Annotated in this window: 17 protein-coding genes; all 17 read left to right on the top strand. The window is 41.9% G+C overall.

The genetic code is table 11. The features are described 5' to 3' along the window. The first annotated feature begins 48 nt into the window (after nucleotides 1-48). The 17 genes from der (at nucleotide 49) to aroA (ending at nucleotide 15,837) form a co-directional block, all read left to right on the top strand. Nucleotides 49-1,359, top strand: coding sequence for a ribosome biogenesis GTPase Der (gene der, locus VK097_RS12120; protein ID WP_324212065.1), 1,311 nt, complete (start codon nucleotides 49-51; stop codon nucleotides 1,357-1,359). Between the two features lie 12 nt (nucleotides 1,360-1,371). Continuing rightward, complete coding sequence (locus VK097_RS12115; RefSeq protein ID WP_324212064.1) at nucleotides 1,372-2,409, top strand: NAD(P)H-dependent glycerol-3-phosphate dehydrogenase; 1,038 nt, start codon at nucleotides 1,372-1,374, stop codon at nucleotides 2,407-2,409. A gap of 59 nt (nucleotides 2,410-2,468) precedes the next feature. Then, nucleotides 2,469-2,729 carry a stage VI sporulation protein F gene (locus tag VK097_RS12110; RefSeq protein WP_324212063.1) on the top strand — a complete coding sequence of 87 codons (261 nt, stop codon included), beginning with the start codon at nucleotides 2,469-2,471 and terminating at the stop codon, nucleotides 2,727-2,729. 237 nt (nucleotides 2,730-2,966) lie between these two features. After that, the gene (locus tag VK097_RS12105; RefSeq protein WP_324212062.1) at nucleotides 2,967-3,164 is read left to right on the top strand and encodes a DUF2768 domain-containing protein; all 198 of its coding nucleotides are present in this window, start codon (nucleotides 2,967-2,969) and stop codon (nucleotides 3,162-3,164) included. 13 nt (nucleotides 3,165-3,177) lie between these two features. Beyond that, nucleotides 3,178-3,921: a YphF family lipoprotein gene (locus VK097_RS12100; protein WP_324212104.1), complete on the top strand. Its 744-nt coding sequence runs from the start codon at nucleotides 3,178-3,180 to the stop codon at nucleotides 3,919-3,921. Nucleotides 3,922-4,103: 182 nt separating this feature from the next. Next, on the top strand, nucleotides 4,104-5,582 hold the full coding sequence (gene spoIVA / locus VK097_RS12095; protein WP_324212061.1) for a stage IV sporulation protein A: 1,479 nt from the start codon (nucleotides 4,104-4,106) through the stop codon (nucleotides 5,580-5,582). A 361-nt stretch (nucleotides 5,583-5,943) separates the two neighbouring features. Next, complete coding sequence (locus tag VK097_RS12090; protein ID WP_010530824.1) at nucleotides 5,944-6,216, top strand: HU family DNA-binding protein; 273 nt, start codon at nucleotides 5,944-5,946, stop codon at nucleotides 6,214-6,216. A gap of 125 nt (nucleotides 6,217-6,341) precedes the next feature. Next, on the top strand, nucleotides 6,342-6,554 hold the full coding sequence (gene mtrB / locus VK097_RS12085) for a trp RNA-binding attenuation protein MtrB (protein WP_324212060.1): 213 nt from the start codon (nucleotides 6,342-6,344) through the stop codon (nucleotides 6,552-6,554). 226 nt (nucleotides 6,555-6,780) lie between these two features. Then, nucleotides 6,781-7,596, top strand: a complete 816-nt coding sequence (locus tag VK097_RS12080) for a heptaprenyl diphosphate synthase component 1 (RefSeq protein ID WP_324212059.1) — start codon at nucleotides 6,781-6,783, stop codon at nucleotides 7,594-7,596. Between the two features lie 3 nt (nucleotides 7,597-7,599). Then, nucleotides 7,600-8,307, top strand: a complete 708-nt coding sequence (locus VK097_RS12075; RefSeq protein ID WP_324212058.1) for a demethylmenaquinone methyltransferase — start codon at nucleotides 7,600-7,602, stop codon at nucleotides 8,305-8,307. Nucleotides 8,308-8,325: 18 nt separating this feature from the next. Next, nucleotides 8,326-9,297, top strand: coding sequence for a heptaprenyl diphosphate synthase component II (gene hepT / locus VK097_RS12070; protein WP_324212057.1), 972 nt, complete (start codon nucleotides 8,326-8,328; stop codon nucleotides 9,295-9,297). A 79-nt stretch (nucleotides 9,298-9,376) separates the two neighbouring features. Next, complete coding sequence (gene ndk / locus VK097_RS12065; protein WP_324212056.1) at nucleotides 9,377-9,823, top strand: nucleoside-diphosphate kinase; 447 nt, start codon at nucleotides 9,377-9,379, stop codon at nucleotides 9,821-9,823. A gap of 223 nt (nucleotides 9,824-10,046) precedes the next feature. Next, nucleotides 10,047-11,219 (top strand): chorismate synthase, encoded by a 1,173-nt coding sequence (gene aroC / locus VK097_RS12060; RefSeq protein ID WP_324212055.1) that lies wholly within the window; start codon nucleotides 10,047-10,049, stop codon nucleotides 11,217-11,219. Further along, nucleotides 11,219-12,298, top strand: a complete 1,080-nt coding sequence (gene aroB, locus VK097_RS12055) for a 3-dehydroquinate synthase (protein WP_324212054.1) — start codon at nucleotides 11,219-11,221, stop codon at nucleotides 12,296-12,298. Before aroC ends, aroB begins: the two co-directional genes overlap by 1 nt. A gap of 17 nt (nucleotides 12,299-12,315) precedes the next feature. Continuing rightward, nucleotides 12,316-13,422 (top strand): histidinol-phosphate transaminase, encoded by a 1,107-nt coding sequence (gene hisC / locus VK097_RS12050; RefSeq protein WP_324212053.1) that lies wholly within the window; start codon nucleotides 12,316-12,318, stop codon nucleotides 13,420-13,422. Further along, on the top strand, nucleotides 13,419-14,519 hold the full coding sequence (locus VK097_RS12045; protein ID WP_324212052.1) for a prephenate dehydrogenase: 1,101 nt from the start codon (nucleotides 13,419-13,421) through the stop codon (nucleotides 14,517-14,519). Before hisC ends, VK097_RS12045 begins: the two co-directional genes overlap by 4 nt. Nucleotides 14,520-14,541: 22 nt before the next feature. Continuing rightward, the gene (aroA, locus tag VK097_RS12040) at nucleotides 14,542-15,837 is read left to right on the top strand and encodes a 3-phosphoshikimate 1-carboxyvinyltransferase (protein ID WP_324212051.1); all 1,296 of its coding nucleotides are present in this window, start codon (nucleotides 14,542-14,544) and stop codon (nucleotides 15,835-15,837) included. The last annotated feature ends 93 nt before the right edge of the window (nucleotides 15,838-15,930 follow it).

The raw sequence follows: 15,930 nt of genomic DNA, 5'->3' as shown, positions 1-15,930 counted from the left end.
TAACACAAACTAAAAGAATTTGAGAGAAACGGAAAGGATGTTCCTTTCATGAGAAAACCTGTTGTAGCAATTATAGGTAGACCAAACGTAGGGAAATCAACGATATTCAACCGGCTCGCCGAGGAACGAATTTCGATTGTGGAAGACACCCCCGGTGTGACACGTGATCGGATTTACGCGGAAGCTGAATGGCTGACAACAGCATTCAATATCATCGATACAGGCGGCATTGAGATGAGTGATGAACCGCTGCTAGTCCAAATGCGTCAGCAGGCGGAAATAGCAATTGATGAAGCCGATGTGATTATCTTTTTACTGAATGGACGCGAAGGCATGACTGCCGCTGATGAGGAAGTAGCAAAAATCTTGTATAAATCCAATAAACCGGTAACCCTCGCCGTGAATAAAATCGACAATCCGGAAATGCGCGATGAAATTTATGAATACTATGCATTAGGATTCGGAGAACCATTCCCTATTTCCGGAGCTCACGGTCTGGGACTTGGTGATTTGCTGGATGAAGTAGTCGGGTACTTTCCGGAAATGCACGATCAGGTGCCTGACGATGAGACGATTTACTTCAGTGTGATTGGGAGACCTAATGTCGGAAAATCATCCCTTGTTAACGCGATGTTAAATGAGGAGCGTGTCATTGTAAGTGAACAGGAAGGCACGACAAGAGACGCAGTTGATACGCGCCTGCATAAAGATGATCAGGATTTTGTCATCATTGATACCGCTGGTATGCGCAAGCGCGGTAAAATTTACGAAGGAACCGAAAAATATAGTGTGTTGCGAGCATTAAAAGCAATTGAGCGATCAGATGTTGTTCTGGTTTTAATTGATGCCGAAACAGGTATAAGGGAACAGGATAAAAAAATTGCCGGCTACGCACATGAAGCGGGGCGCAGTATCATTATCGTCGTTAACAAATGGGATACAGTCGAAACCAACGAAAAGACGATGAAAGAATTCGAACAAAAAGTCAGGCTAAACTTTCAGTATTTGGATTATGCTCCAATTGTTTTCCTGTCAGCTAAAACCAGAAAAAGATTACATACGTTAATCCCTTCGATTAAAACAGCTAGTGAAAATCATACGAAACGTGTACCGACAAACGTACTGAATGACGTCATTATGGATGCACTGGCAATGAATCCGACACCGACATTTAAGGGAAAACGCCTGAAAGTCTTATACACGGCCCAAGTCGCTGTCAAACCGCCAAGCTTCGTTGTATTTGTTAATGAACCCGGTTTAATGCATTTCTCATATAAACGATTTTTAGAAAACCGGATAAGAGATGCATTTGGATTTGTGGGAACACCAATTAACATTTATGCCCGAAAGCGGCAATAAGGAGGAAGAACGTTGACTAAAGTAGCAGTATTAGGCGCCGGAAGCTGGGGAACTGCATTAAGCATTGTGCTGGCTGATAACGGACACGATGTCAGGTTGTGGACACACCGGTATGAACAGGCTGAGGCGATTAACCAAACGCATAAAAATGAGCAATATCTGGATGCGGATATCCCTGAACAAATCAAAGCATTCCATACACTGGATAAAGCAGTTGAAGATGTTTCCGCTATTATTATAGTTGTACCTACAAAGGCAATCCGTGAAGTCTGTTCTGAACTGGCTAAGACGGTGAAAAAACCTGCAACCATTGTTCATGCGACAAAAGGGATTGAGCCGGAGTCATTGAAACGGGTCTCCCAAATGATTGGTGAGGAAATGGCAGATTACAATTACGAAGACGTCGTTGTGCTATCAGGACCCAGTCATGCAGAAGAAGTCGGCAAGCGGCAGCCAACAACTGTGACTGTTTCATCCATTAACAGCAAGAATGCTGCATTTGCCCAGGATTTGTTCATTAATGAATCATTCCGGGTTTACACAAGCAATGACATGGTTGGGATTGAACTTGGGGGTGCATTAAAAAATATTATTGCATTGGGAGCTGGTATATCCGATGGCTTAGGATACGGTGACAATGCAAAAGCAGCCTTGATTACAAGAGGACTGGCAGAAATAGCCAGGCTGGGAGCCTCGCTTGGAGCAAGCCCTCTGACGTTTCTGGGTTTACCGGGTGTCGGCGATCTGATTGTCACATGTACAAGCCATCACAGCCGGAACTGGCGTGCAGGCAACCTGTTGGGAAAAGGCCAAAAAATCGATGAAGTCCTTGAACAGATGGGTATGGTTGTAGAAGGTGTGCGAACCACTAAAGCAGCTTACCAGTTTGCCACTGCTCAACAGATTGAGATGCCAATCACCGAAGGATTGTATGACATTCTCTTTAATGATAAAAAGCCCAAAGATGTTGTCGAACAATTAATGAACCGGAATAAACGTGATGAAATGGACGATATTACTTCATTTCTGCGTGCGAATTTCGCGGAATAACACTTAATCGCCTGCCTTGCATATAATATGTTGAAAAGATTATGCAAGGAGGCGAGCATGTGAGTAACAATCAAGACAATCTGTTTGATAAAGTTCAGCAAAATTCAGATATCAGCCCAAATGAAATATATAAAGTGGCAAACTCTGTAAAAAACGCTGATTTTTCGGATGAAAAAACAATCAGAAATCTGGTTCAGCGGTTGTCAAAATTAGCGAATAAACCTATTTCCAAAGAAAAAGAAAACAAAATAGTGGAATCAATCACGAAAAATAATATGCCAGTAGATATGCAAACTTTGAACAAAATGTTTAAAAAATAATTATAACTGGGCAAGTGAGGATACATTGATACGTATGCTCGCATAAAATAAATCGCACAAGCATTCATGGATGGAGTTGCTGTGGGTATTATTTAGTCATGCCGGGATGAAGCCAGCCCCCTTCATCCTGGATTTTTTTGAGAACTAAGGCTTGACGACCAGCCAAGTTTTCTAATGCCACCGCTTCATCTCATGTGTTATAATACGTTGTGTATGTTTTAAACAGGGGTGAATGATATGTCCGAAAGCATGATGAATATGTGGATCTCATTCGCTGGCATGGGGCTGTTGATTCTGGCAATGGGGCTCGTATTGCTCAGCAGATATAAATTAAAGGGTGTCCTATCGGCAATTGTAACGATTCTTGCATATTTATCTTTAATATTTGGCGCCATTATTATTTTGTATATCGTTTTTAGCGGCCCGACCGCATAGGAGGGTTAGGGTGATAAAGAATACATATACTAGGCTGCTCTGGCCATTACTTATGCTCTTTCTGCTGACCGGCTGCCTTTTTCCGGATAGTGAATTATCGAAAAACAAGCAGCCGAATGAATCACAGCTGAAAGAAGTGCAATCAGCAGTAGATCAATACCATGAACAGACTCAGGGACTACTGCCGATTCGAACCAAATCCAGTGATACGCCTGTATTCCAAAAATATTTAGTTGATTTTCAATTGTTAAAAGAACAGAACCTTATGACTGAGATCCCCGGTACTGCCTATCAAAATGGTGGAATTTATCAGTATACGATTATCACACCGGAAGATGATCCGCGCGTAAAACTGATTGATTTACGGGTATCGGACGCCATTAGGGAAGTTGCTGTAAAGCTAAATGCCTATCGCAACGAACATATTTATCCCCCGTTTGGCAAAGAAATAGCTGATGGTATTTTCCAAATAGATCATGAAAAACTGGGATTAGAATCCCCGCCTTATGTTGAGAGTCCCTATTCCAAGGAAAACCTTCCAATCATAATGGATACAGAAGGTAATCTTTATGTTGATTATCGAATCGATTTAACCAGAGCCCTTGACGAATATGAACATGATTTTGACGAAGGGGATGACATCCGGTATCTGCTAGCGGAAAGTACGCCATTTGTTCCGGCATATTCACTTCCATATACCGTCAGAGACGGTGAACCTGTTTTCGATTCATCATCGGAATCAAATAAATCATCATAATAAATCCCTTGTAACATATATTGTGTTGCAAGGGATTTATTGCGTTTTATAAAAGTTTTTATCTTTTTTGTCTCTTTTAGGAATAATTAAGTCATAATTTGATAGGACAACATCATAGACTTGTAATGTCAATAATTCGAAGGGTTTTTGGATTCTTGAAAAGGAGATCGGGAGGGGATCGTTTGGAGAGAGTTGATATTTTCAATGATATTTCAAAACGGACGAATGGAGATATTTATCTTGGTATTGTAGGTGCTGTCCGGACAGGAAAATCAACTTTTATTAAGCATTTCATGGAACTGGGCGTTCTGCCGAACATTGTGGACGAAAGTGAACGGGGGAGAGCCCAGGATGAATTGCCGCAGAGTGCAGCCGGCAAGACAATTATGACAACTGAACCTAAATTTATTCCGAATCAGGCTGTATCAATGCATGTTGATGAAGGACTTGATGTCAACGTCCGGCTTGTCGATTGTGTCGGATATGCCGTTGAAAGTGCCAAAGGATTTGAAGATGAAAATGGTCCAAGGATGATCAACACGCCATGGTATGAAGATCCGATACCATTCCACGATGCAGCTGAAATCGGCACAAGGAAAGTCATTCAAGAGCACTCAACAATCGGTGTTGTTATCACGACTGATGGAACGTTCGGGGAGATAGCACGTGCTGATTACCAGGAGCCGGAAGAAAAAATCGTGGAAGAAATGAAAGAAGTCGGCAAACCATTTATATTGGTTATCAATTCAGCACGGCCGACTAGTCAGGAAACAGAGTTATTGCGCCAGGAACTCATGGAGACATATGACATTCCCGTGCTGGCAATGAATGTAGAGACAATGTCTGAACATGATGTATACAATGTCATGCGTGAAGCTCTATATGAATTCCCGGTTTTGGAAGTAAATGTGAACCTTCCAAGCTGGGTAATGGTGCTTAATGAAGAACATTGGCTGCAGCGCAATTATCAGGAGGCCATTCAGTCAACGGTGAAAAACATCAGACGGCTCAGGGATGTCGATCATATAGTGGATGATTTTGCTTACTACGACTATATTGATAAAGCAAATATTGCCGGAATTGAAATGGGGGATGGGATCGCAGAAATAGACTTGCATGCCCCGGATTATTTGTATGATGAAGTACTGAAAGAGATTGTCGGTGAAGAAATCAGGGGAAAAGACCATTTGCTGGAGCTAATGCAGAACTTTGCACATGCCAAGCGGGAATATGACCAAGTAGCAGGCGCCTTGCAGATGGTTAAACAGACCGGCTACGGTATTGCAGCACCTACACTGGAAGATATGAAATTGGACGAACCGGAAATCATCCGTCAGGGCTCCCGGTTTGGCGTCAGACTCAAAGCCCTTGCCCCGTCCATTCATATGGTAAAAGTTGAAGTTGAGTCTGAATTTGCACCTATTATCGGAACCGAAAAGCAAAGTGAAGAATTAGTAAGATACTTAATGCAGGATTTTGAAGAAGACCCATTGTCCATATGGGAATCAGACATTTTTGGAAGATCATTGAGCTCAATCGTCAGAGAAGGAATACAGGCGAAAATTTCACTGATGCCGGAAAACGCAAGATACAAATTAAAAGATACATTGGAACGGATTATCAACGAAGGTTCTGGCGGATTAATAGCGATTATTTTATAGCAGCTATGCATAGTTGCTATTTTTTTGTTTAATAAAAGAAATAAAATTTAATTTTTTTCTCTCAGAGGCAGGAGAACAGGCTTTTATGTCGTATACAGTATTTAAGGATTTTTAAGTGTCAATTTTCAGACGCTCCAGCAAATATCTCCAAAATTATGGGAAATTATAGCCAAAAATGAATAAAAACCCGATAAATTAGGCATTTATTGTTGAATTTTGTTCCAATCTCGGTTATTATAAGCCATGTCATCAATGATTTTGGTGACATTAAGTATAAAAACTGGCAATTCGGGAACAAATGATTGTATGTTAACAATTTGTTCCAATGTCGTTTAAGACATTTCGGGAGGAGGTGAATATCATGAATAAAACAGACTTGGTAAACGCTGTTGCAGAAAAAAGCGACCTTTCCAAAAAAGATGCTACAAAAGCTGTAGATGCAGTTTTCGAATCTGTCATGGATTCACTTAAGCAAGGCGAAAAAGTACAACTTATCGGCTTTGGGAACTTTGAAGTACGCGAACGTTCTGAACGTAAAGGACGTAATCCGCAAACAGGGGAAGAAATTAAAATTCCTGCAAGTAAAGTTCCTGCATTCAAACCAGGAAAAGCCCTTAAAGAAAGTGTTAAATAATATTTTCTTACATAGGGCTGATGTGAAAAGGGCACGTGATTGCGTGCTCTTTTTTTTCAATTTAAATACAGCATTTAAATCCGTGGTGATCATTAGACAGGTATATTCGGGAAGGAGCGTTTGCTGTGGAGCAGAATGATTTTTTTGTTATTAAAGCTTTAGAAGATGGCGTAAATGTTATCGGATTGACCCGCGGGTCGGATACCCGGTTTCATCATTCAGAAAAATTGGATGAAAATGAAGTAATGATTGCACAATTTACCGAACATACCTCAGCTGTAAAAGTTAGGGGAAGAGCTGTTATACAGACCAGTCATGGTGAAATCAACAACGACTGACGAATGATGCGCAGGCTTATTCCATACGTGGGATTATTTATCCCGTCTCAACAGGCAGCAAGGCTCCCGCTTCAATATTTCAAGGAAACCAATAAAGATAAATGGGGTATCAATCGCCTGTAAAGGTCATTCATTCAACTGACATTCAGCGGGAGAAAACGCCCAACTGAATTTATAGTTATGGAACATAAACAGATTATGCTATAATAACAATATGATTTCTGAAATGGATGAAAGGGTACAGGTGGTTGTTTTGCAGACATCCAGTATGGACATACATAAGCTTAAGGCATTAATCAAAGAAAAAATGCACCATCCCTATATTGAACAATATGTAAAGACTCCTGCTTTAGACGAGGAAAAATTACATGTTGTAGCCCTGATTTTAAACAATACTGCTTTACCGGAATATAAAAAGGAAAGATACATCATTACGGCAATGCTTGTACAGATGGCACTGGACACACATGATTCAGTTCCGAATTCAGAAGATATCCTGCCGGAAGAAAACGATGAAAAATCAAAACAATTGGCCGTGCTGGCTGGAGACTATTATAGCGGATTATATTATTTTCTTCTTTCGGAAATAGAAGAGGTCAGAATGATTCAGGTTCTGGCTACGGCCATTACAGATATTAATGAATGCAAAATGCAATTATATTATAAAGATAATCAATCGATTGAAACGTTTCTCCATGTCTTTAAACAGATAGAGACACTCCTGATTACCCGTATTGCAAAGTATGCAGAAGAAACTGACATTGGTGGCATTGCAGCGGAATGGTTAATTGCGAAAAGATTAATTAACGCAAGAAATGCTGCCGGGGACCCTGGTCTTGAAGCGTCTTTAGGAACCTGGGCTGCACAAATCCCAGCTGACAGCCACGAGGAAGCTCTGTATGCCATTGACTCATTCATCCGAAAAGAATCATCAAAAGTTGAAGCGCATCTAACTCATTTTCCGGCGCATCTTTCAACCACCAAAACCTGGATGATGAATGCCTTAAATGAGAATAACAGTTCAATGGCGGAGGAAGGGTAATCTATGCAGCAGCGATCTAAAGAGGAAAGGGTTCATCACGTTTTTGAAAAAATATACAGTCAATACGACTCAATGAATTCAATTATTTCTTTTCAGCGTCATAAGGCATGGCGCAAGGATGTCATGAAACGGATGGCGGTTGAGGAAGGTTCTGTAGCACTTGATGTATGCTGCGGCACAGGGGACTGGTCGATTTCACTTGCTGAAGCCGCCGGTGTAACCGGGAAAGTAATCGGCCTTGACTTCAGCAGCAATATGCTGTCGGTCGCTGAAGAGAAAAATAAAACCTTACAATACAAACAACTGTCTTTTATCCAGGGGAACGCAATGAAACTGCCATTTGATGATAATACATTCGACTATGTTACAATCGGTTTTGGTTTGCGTAATGTTCCTGACTATATGACGGTGTTAAAAGAAATGCACCGGGTTGTAAAACCTGGAGGCAAAGCAGTATGCCTTGAAACATCGCAGCCGACGCTAATTGGATTTCGTCAGGGCTATTATTTGTATTTCCGCTTTATTATGCCGTTATTGGGAAAAATGTTCGCCAAAAGCTATAAGGAATATGCCTGGCTGCATGAGTCGACAAAAAATTTCCCCAATAGACAAAAGCTTAAACAAATGTTTTATTCAGCCGGATTTCCCCGGGTAAGCGTAAAACAATACACAGGCGGTGTGGCTGCCATGCATATGGGTACAAAAGAATGACGATAAAAGGTGACATGCATGAAACTAACGAAAACATACGGGCATCTGAAAAAAGAACTGGGTATAATTGAACATGCGTTAACTGAAGCAATACAATCCGATCACGATATATTGCGTGAGTCTTCCACAAGATTGCTGCAGGCAGGGGGAAAAAGAATCCGCCCTGTTTTTGTCTTGTTATGCGGCCAGTTTGGATATTTTGATATTGACCGGATGAAAACAGTAGCTGTTTCACTTGAGTTAATACATATGGCATCACTGGTGCATGATGATGTGATTGACAATGCCCCTTTACGCCGTGGAAAGCCTACCATCAAACAGTTATATGGCAACCGTGTTGCGATGTATACTGGTGATTTCATTTTAGCACGGGCTCTTGAAAATATTACAACACTTTCAAGCCCCGCTGCACATCGTGTGCTCTCCAAAACGATGGTTGAACTCTCTGCAGGTGAAATTGAGCAGATCAGGGACAAGTATAATTGGGATCAGAATTTGCGTGATTATTTGCGCCGAATTAAACGAAAGACCGCCTCATTAATAGCCACGAGTTGTAAATTGGGAGCAATTGCTTCAAATGCTCCAGCGGAAAACGCCCAAAAACTATTCCGTTATGGCTATTACATCGGTATGTCCTATCAAATCATCGATGATATTCTTGATTTCACAGCGTCTGAAACGGAATTGGGCAAGCCAGCGGGAAATGATCTCTTGCAAGGGAATGTCACACTGCCTGTCCTGTTCGCTATGAAAGATACATCTTTTTACAAGCGCTTAATAGATACTTTTTCCGAACCGGAACAAGTGACGGAATGTGATATGAAGCAGATCATTGCAAATCTTAAAAAAACTGATGCCATTCGGCAATCATACCGCATCAGTGATTATTACCTGCAAAAGGCATTAAAGGAACTGGACGGCATTCCGGATCATAAAGCAAAACACACGCTTCAGAGTATCGCAAAATATATTGGCAGCAGACGATCATAGATTGATTGTTATTCTGATGAATATTTGTTAAAATTTTTAACGGTTAATCATACAAATACATATAAAAGAGGTGCAGAGAATGGAACAAACATTTTTGATGGTAAAACCGGACGGTGTCCAACGTAATTTAACAGGGGAAATTGTAAACCGGTTTGAACGCAAGGGATTCAAACTTGCGGGTGCCAAATTAATGCAAATAACCGATGAATTAGCTAAAACACATTATGGTGAACACAAGGACAAACCGTTTTTCGGAGAATTGGTTGAATTTATCACATCGGGGCCTGTTTTGGCCATGGTCTGGGAAGGTGAAAATGTTATTTCAACTGCCCGGGATATGATGGGGAAAACAAACCCGCTTGAAGCAGCACCCGGAACAATCCGTGGCGATTATGGAATGACAGTGGGAAAAAACATTATTCATGGTTCCGATTCACCTGAGAGTGCAGAAAAGGAAATCAGCCTGTTTTTCAACAGCAACGAAATCCTGAATTATTCAAAACAGGACAGTGAGTGGATTTATTAAAGCATCACAAATCTGAAGAAATCAACACTTCCAGGGGAAAGTTATAAGGACCTCCGTTTTTAAACGGGGGTTTTTGTGTATACAGATACATGACTACATCAATTTATAGGGCACTTTAACCCTATAAAGTTTCAAAATTTCTTAAACTGCAACAAAAAATAGTCAATCTATGATATAGTAATACAAATAATTGAAGGATCTATTTTATAAAGGAGGATGTTCCATGCGCTATTTGACAGCAGGAGAATCACATGGCAAACAATTAACAACAATTATTGAAGGTGTCCCATCCAATATGCCGCTGCTGCAGGATGATATTAACCAGTCACTGCGCAGAAGACAAAAAGGTCATGGCCGCGGCAAACGGATGCAAATTGAAAAAGATATGGCTGAGATTACCAGTGGTGTCCGGCATGGATACACATTGGGATCACCTATTTCATTAGTTATACATAATGATGATTTCAAGCATTGGGCAGATATAATGGGGGAACACCCGATTGAAGAAGGAGCCGATAGGAAATTAAGACGGACTGTCTCTCGGCCCAGGCCGGGACATGCTGATCTGAATGGTGCTTTAAAATACGGCCATCGGGATATGCGCAATGTGCTGGAACGTTCTTCGGCAAGAGAGACTGCTGCTCGGGTAGCTGCTGGCGCTGTAGCTAAAACGCTGCTGAGACAACTGGGTATTGAAGTCTCCGGTTATGTTAAAGAAATAGGCGGTATAGTTGCTGATGACCAGCCCGCTTTCACAATGACAGAACGGCAAGAGGTATCTGAAGAATCACCGGTCCGTACATTGGATAAGCAAGTCGAGCAGGACATGATGGATGCCATTGATCAAGCTAAAAAAGATGGTGATTCCATTGGCGGTGTTGCAGAAGTATATGTGGAAGGGGTGCCTGCAGGTGTCGGATCATATGTGCAGTACGACCGGAAGCTGGACAGCAGAATAGCAGGCAGTGTTGTCAGCATCAATGCCTTTAAAGGTGTCGAATTCGGTCTTGGATTTGAAGCAGCCAAAAAAAATGGCAGTGAAGTACACGACGAAATTACCTGGAATGAAATGGATGGCTATTACAGGGAAACGAATCGTCTCGGCGGATTTGAAGGCGGAATGACAACCGGAATGCCAATTGTCGTTAAAGGTGTCATGAAGCCGATACCGACACTTTATAAACCGCTCAAAAGCGTCGATATCGAATCAAAAGAACCGTTCAACGCCAGCATTGAACGCTCTGATTCCTGTGCAGTGCCTGCAGCGTCGGTTGTCATGGAACATATTGTCGCTTTTGAAGTGGCAAAAGCCATTACCGAACAATTTCCGAGTGATCAATTTCCAAAACTGAAGCAGGCAATCGATGATTACCGGGAAGAAATAAGGAGCTTCTGATGAGACATACAACTATTGAAGCATTGTCCCATTCCTATCCGGTCCATATCGGGGGAGATCTCCGGTATGAAACAGGCCGGTATTTTCCTAAGTCCTATTCATCTATTTTAATCATTACAGATGAAACGGTTGCTGCTCATTATTTGCCTGATGTCAAGAAAAGTCTGTCACAGGAAACTGTCTTTTCCCATGTGATTCCGGAGGGGGAGAAAGCTAAAAGCATTGAGACATTCTATCAGTTGCATACAAAGGCAATTGAATATGGCCTTGACAGACAGTCGCTTATCATTGCACTTGGAGGCGGAGTTGTTGGTGACGTTGCAGGTTTTGTTGCTGCCACCTTCATGCGGGGAATTGATTTCATTCAAATGCCGACAACAATCCTTGCTCATGACAGCAGTGTTGGGGGGAAAGTCGCCATCAATCATGAACATGGAAAAAACCTTATCGGCAGCTTTTATGCTCCCGCTGCTGTTATCTACGATGTTCAGACACTTCATACATTGCCGGTTGACGAAATCAGATCCGGCTATGCAGAATTACTGAAAGAAGCATTGCTGGCGGATAGCGATTTATATCAGTCATTAATCACGATCGATCTTTCATCATTATCAAGTCAGGACCTTTCCGATAAATTGCTCAAAGGCATCAAAATCAAGGCAGGGATCGTGGAGGTCGATGAACGTGAATCAGGCATACGAAAACATCTCAACCTTGGCCATACATTAGGACATGCTTTGGAATCATTGCTCGGATACGGATACCGGACACATGGTGAATTGGTAGCACTGGGGCTGTTGTTTGCTTTCAGGGTAAGTGAAAAAACGTTCTCGCTGGAACTCCCGTACGAACAGCTTTATACCTGGCTCAAACGGAATGGGTACCCGTTAAATATGCCTTATGTTGAGCCAGAGAGAATTATTTCAAAAATGAAAAAAGATAAAAAAACATTGCGGACTACTATTCAAATGGTGCTTTTAAAGGGTGTGTCCAAACCAGCCTTAATGGAAATAACCGATGACAATTTATTGGAGTATTTGGATGGTTTTCAAAAAGAACTTGCACAAAGAAATTCATGATTAAGGGGCGGTACGGAATGAAAAGCAAACATATATTAAAAAAAATGACGCCATATCAGCCCGGGAAGCAGACGGAAGATGTAAAAAAAGAATTTGGGCTGAGCCGGATTGTCAAATTAGCATCAAACGAAAATCCGTTTGGTTATTCCGGGAAAGTGGATGATTATTTTTCCGGAGACAAACCGGCTCTAAATATCTATCCTGACGGCTACACGTCGGAACTGAGAACTGCACTTTCAAATAAGCTGGGGATTTCCGAACACCAGCTGATCTTTGGTAATGGGACAGACGAGGTTGTACAGATTATTGGACGCGCTTATTTATATCCCGGAGTCAATACGGTCATGGCGACTCCGACATTCCCGCAGTATAAACACAATGCGCTTATTGAAGGTGCTGAAGTCAAAGAAGTACCCACAATAAACGGATATCATGATCTTCCGGGAATGCTGGAGGCAATTGATAATAATACAAATGTTGTCTGGCTGTGTTCACCGAATAACCCGACAGGAGGTCTTATCCCGCGTAATGATTTTTTCGATTTTATTGAAAAATGTCCATCAGATATCCTGGTGGTATTAGATGAGGCATATTTTGAATATGCTGACACTCAGATACAGCCGGATGCTTTACAGCATTTAAATAAATACAAAAACCTAGTGATCCTGCGTACGTTTTCCAAAGCATATGGGCTGGCAGGGTTGCGAATTGGATACGGTGTTGCAAATAAGGAACTGATACCAAGACTTGACGTGGTCAGAGGTCCATTCAACACCTCATCAATTGCTCAAAAAGCGGCATTACTCGCTCTTGAGGATGACAATTTTATTAATGATTCGATTAGCCGCAATAACAAAATAAAACAATCATTCGAACAATTTTTGAATTCAATTGGCTGGCATTTCTATGATTCCCAGACAAATTTCCTGCTTGTCTCCACGCCAATCAGTGGTGAAAAAGCATTTCAGTATTTACAGGAAAATGGGTTTATCGTCCGTCCAGGTGAAGGGCTGGGCTCCCCTAATACAGTCCGCGTGACAATCGGCAATGAAGCGGACATGCGAGAGTTGCAGGAGATCCTATACCAGATGCATCTGAAAGTAAATGAGGGATTATTGACGTGAAAACAACAGTTACCATTATCGGACTTGGCTTGATTGGCGGTTCTTTGGCCAAGAGTCTTCATGAATCCGGAGACAATTACATTATTGGCTGTGACATAAACTCAAAGACACTTGAATTCGCAATGATGAATGAAATCATTGATGAATCCTGTTCAAATGTTACAGAAGCTGCTAAAAAAGCCGATATCGTTATATTAGGTACACCGATTACCGAAACAATTGAATTTTTGAATCAGCTGGATAAGGTCACTTTTGAACATAATGTGATTGTTACAGATGTATCCTCTGTCAAAAGAACGGTCATTGAGAAAGCGAATGCTTTAACAAATCAGCATATACAGTTCGTCGGCGGTCACCCTATGGCAGGATCGCATAAGAGAGGAATTAAGGCAGCCAAGGGACATCTATTTGAAAACGCCATTTATGTGTTGTCTCCAACTGAACATTGCCCGCCAACAGCAGTTGAAACGCTGGAAAATCTGTTAGCAGGTACAAAAAGCCGCATAATCAAATTAAGGGCGGATGAACATGATGAAATGACAGGCGTTATTTCACATTTTCCGCATTTGATTGCATCCGCACTTGTCCGGCAAGCGAAAAAATGGGAAGAAACATATGAATTTATCCCAAAGCTTGCCGCCGGCGGTTTCCGGGATGTTACGAGAATAGCATCCGGCAACCCGGAGCTGTGGCAGGATATTTTTTATCACAATAAACAAAAAATGGTGGGGATGATTGACGATTGGACAAATGAAATGACCGCGTTAAAACAGATGCTCCAAAATGATGGCAAGTCAGAGCTGACAGCCTATTTGAAACAGGCAAAGGATTTTCGCGATGGATTAGGCACAAAAGAAAAAGGTGCCTTTCCGGCTTTCTATGACCTGTATGTTGACATCCGCGACCAGACAGGAGCAATAGCTTCAGTAGCAAATATCCTGGCAGAAGAAGAAATCAGCATTACCAACATAAGAATTCTTGAAATACGTGAAGGTATCACTGGCGTTTTGCGGCTGAGTGTTTCCACCAAAGATGAGCAGCTGAAAAGCTATCAGGTTTTACAACAGTATGGTTATGATGCAATGCTTGAAGAATAAACGAACAGAGGGGTGATTCCTGTTGAAAGAGGTAACATTGACACCATTATCAGCACCACTGACCGGACAATTAAATGTACCGGGAGATAAATCGATATCTCACCGGGCCGTAATATTAGGCGCTCTTGCAGAGGGGACGACAAACATCACGAATTTTTTATCCGGTGAGGATTGTTTACGGACGGTGGAAGCTTTCAGACAGTTCGGTGTATCAATTAAGCAAAAAGGCAATTCGCTTAAAATAGACAGCAATGGACCCGCTCATTTTACAGAGCCTGCAGAGCCTCTTTATTTTGGCAATTCAGGCACCACTGCCAGACTGATGCTCGGAGTTTTGGCAGGACTGCCATTTTTTACTTCCGTTTATGGTGACACCTCCCTGGCTAGCAGGCCAATGAATCGTGTTGTAACCCCGCTTGGAAAGATGGGAGCACAAATTGACGGCCGCTCAGATGGCTCGTATCTTCCAATGGCAATTAAAGGCGGGAATCTTAAAGGGATCGATTATAACTTGCCGATTAAAAGTGCACAGGTTAAATCAGCTGTGCTTTTGGCGGGATTTCTGGCAGAAGGTGTTACAAGCGTAACGGAAGAGACCGCTTCGAGAAATCATTCGGAAAATATGCTGCAGGCGTTTGGTGCTGATATCGCGAACAAGAACCACCAAATCCGTATCACAAACCAGCATCCCTTAAAAGGCACCGATGTTTATGTGCCGGGTGACATTTCTTCAGCAGCATTCTTCATGACAGCTGCAGCGATTATCCCGGGCAGTAAATTGACATTAACAAATGTAGGGCTTAATGAAAGCCGCACCGGCATCATTGACGTGCTTAGGAAGATGGGAGCAGCAGTTGAAATTTCAAACAAACAAACAACTGGCGGCGAGGCGTTTGGAGATGTTACAATTTCTTCCCAAAAACTTAAAGGTGTTGTCATAGAGGGAGACATTATTCCAAGATTGATTGATGAGATCCCGATTATTGCATTAGCGGCTACCCAGGCAGAAGGGGAAACGGTTATCCGGGATGCAGCGGAACTGCGGTTTAAGGAAACAGATCGAATCCGAGCAGTAACGGACGGATTGACCCGTCTCGGTGCCAATGTCAAGCCAACCGAAGATGGGATGATTATTAACGGTGTATCCGGACTTGCCGGCGGAAGAGTGGCAGCATATAATGACCACCGGATTGCAATGATGCATGCCATTGCGTCTTTAATTACAAAACAAAACGTCATAATTGATGATATTTCATCGATCGCAATTTCTTATCCGGACTTCTTTGAACATTTAAACAGCATAACTGACAAAGGATAATAAAAGAAAGATAAAAGGAATCTGTTAAATACAGGTTCTTTTTTCTGCAAGGTATAAACAGTGCTCCGGGTTTTTTCTTGAATAAATAAATTG

Source organism: Lentibacillus sp., assembly GCF_035301675.1.
Classification (GTDB): Bacteria; Bacillota; Bacilli; order Bacillales; family Amphibacillaceae; genus Lentibacillus.
This window is presented reverse-complemented; position numbering and strand designations above follow the sequence as displayed.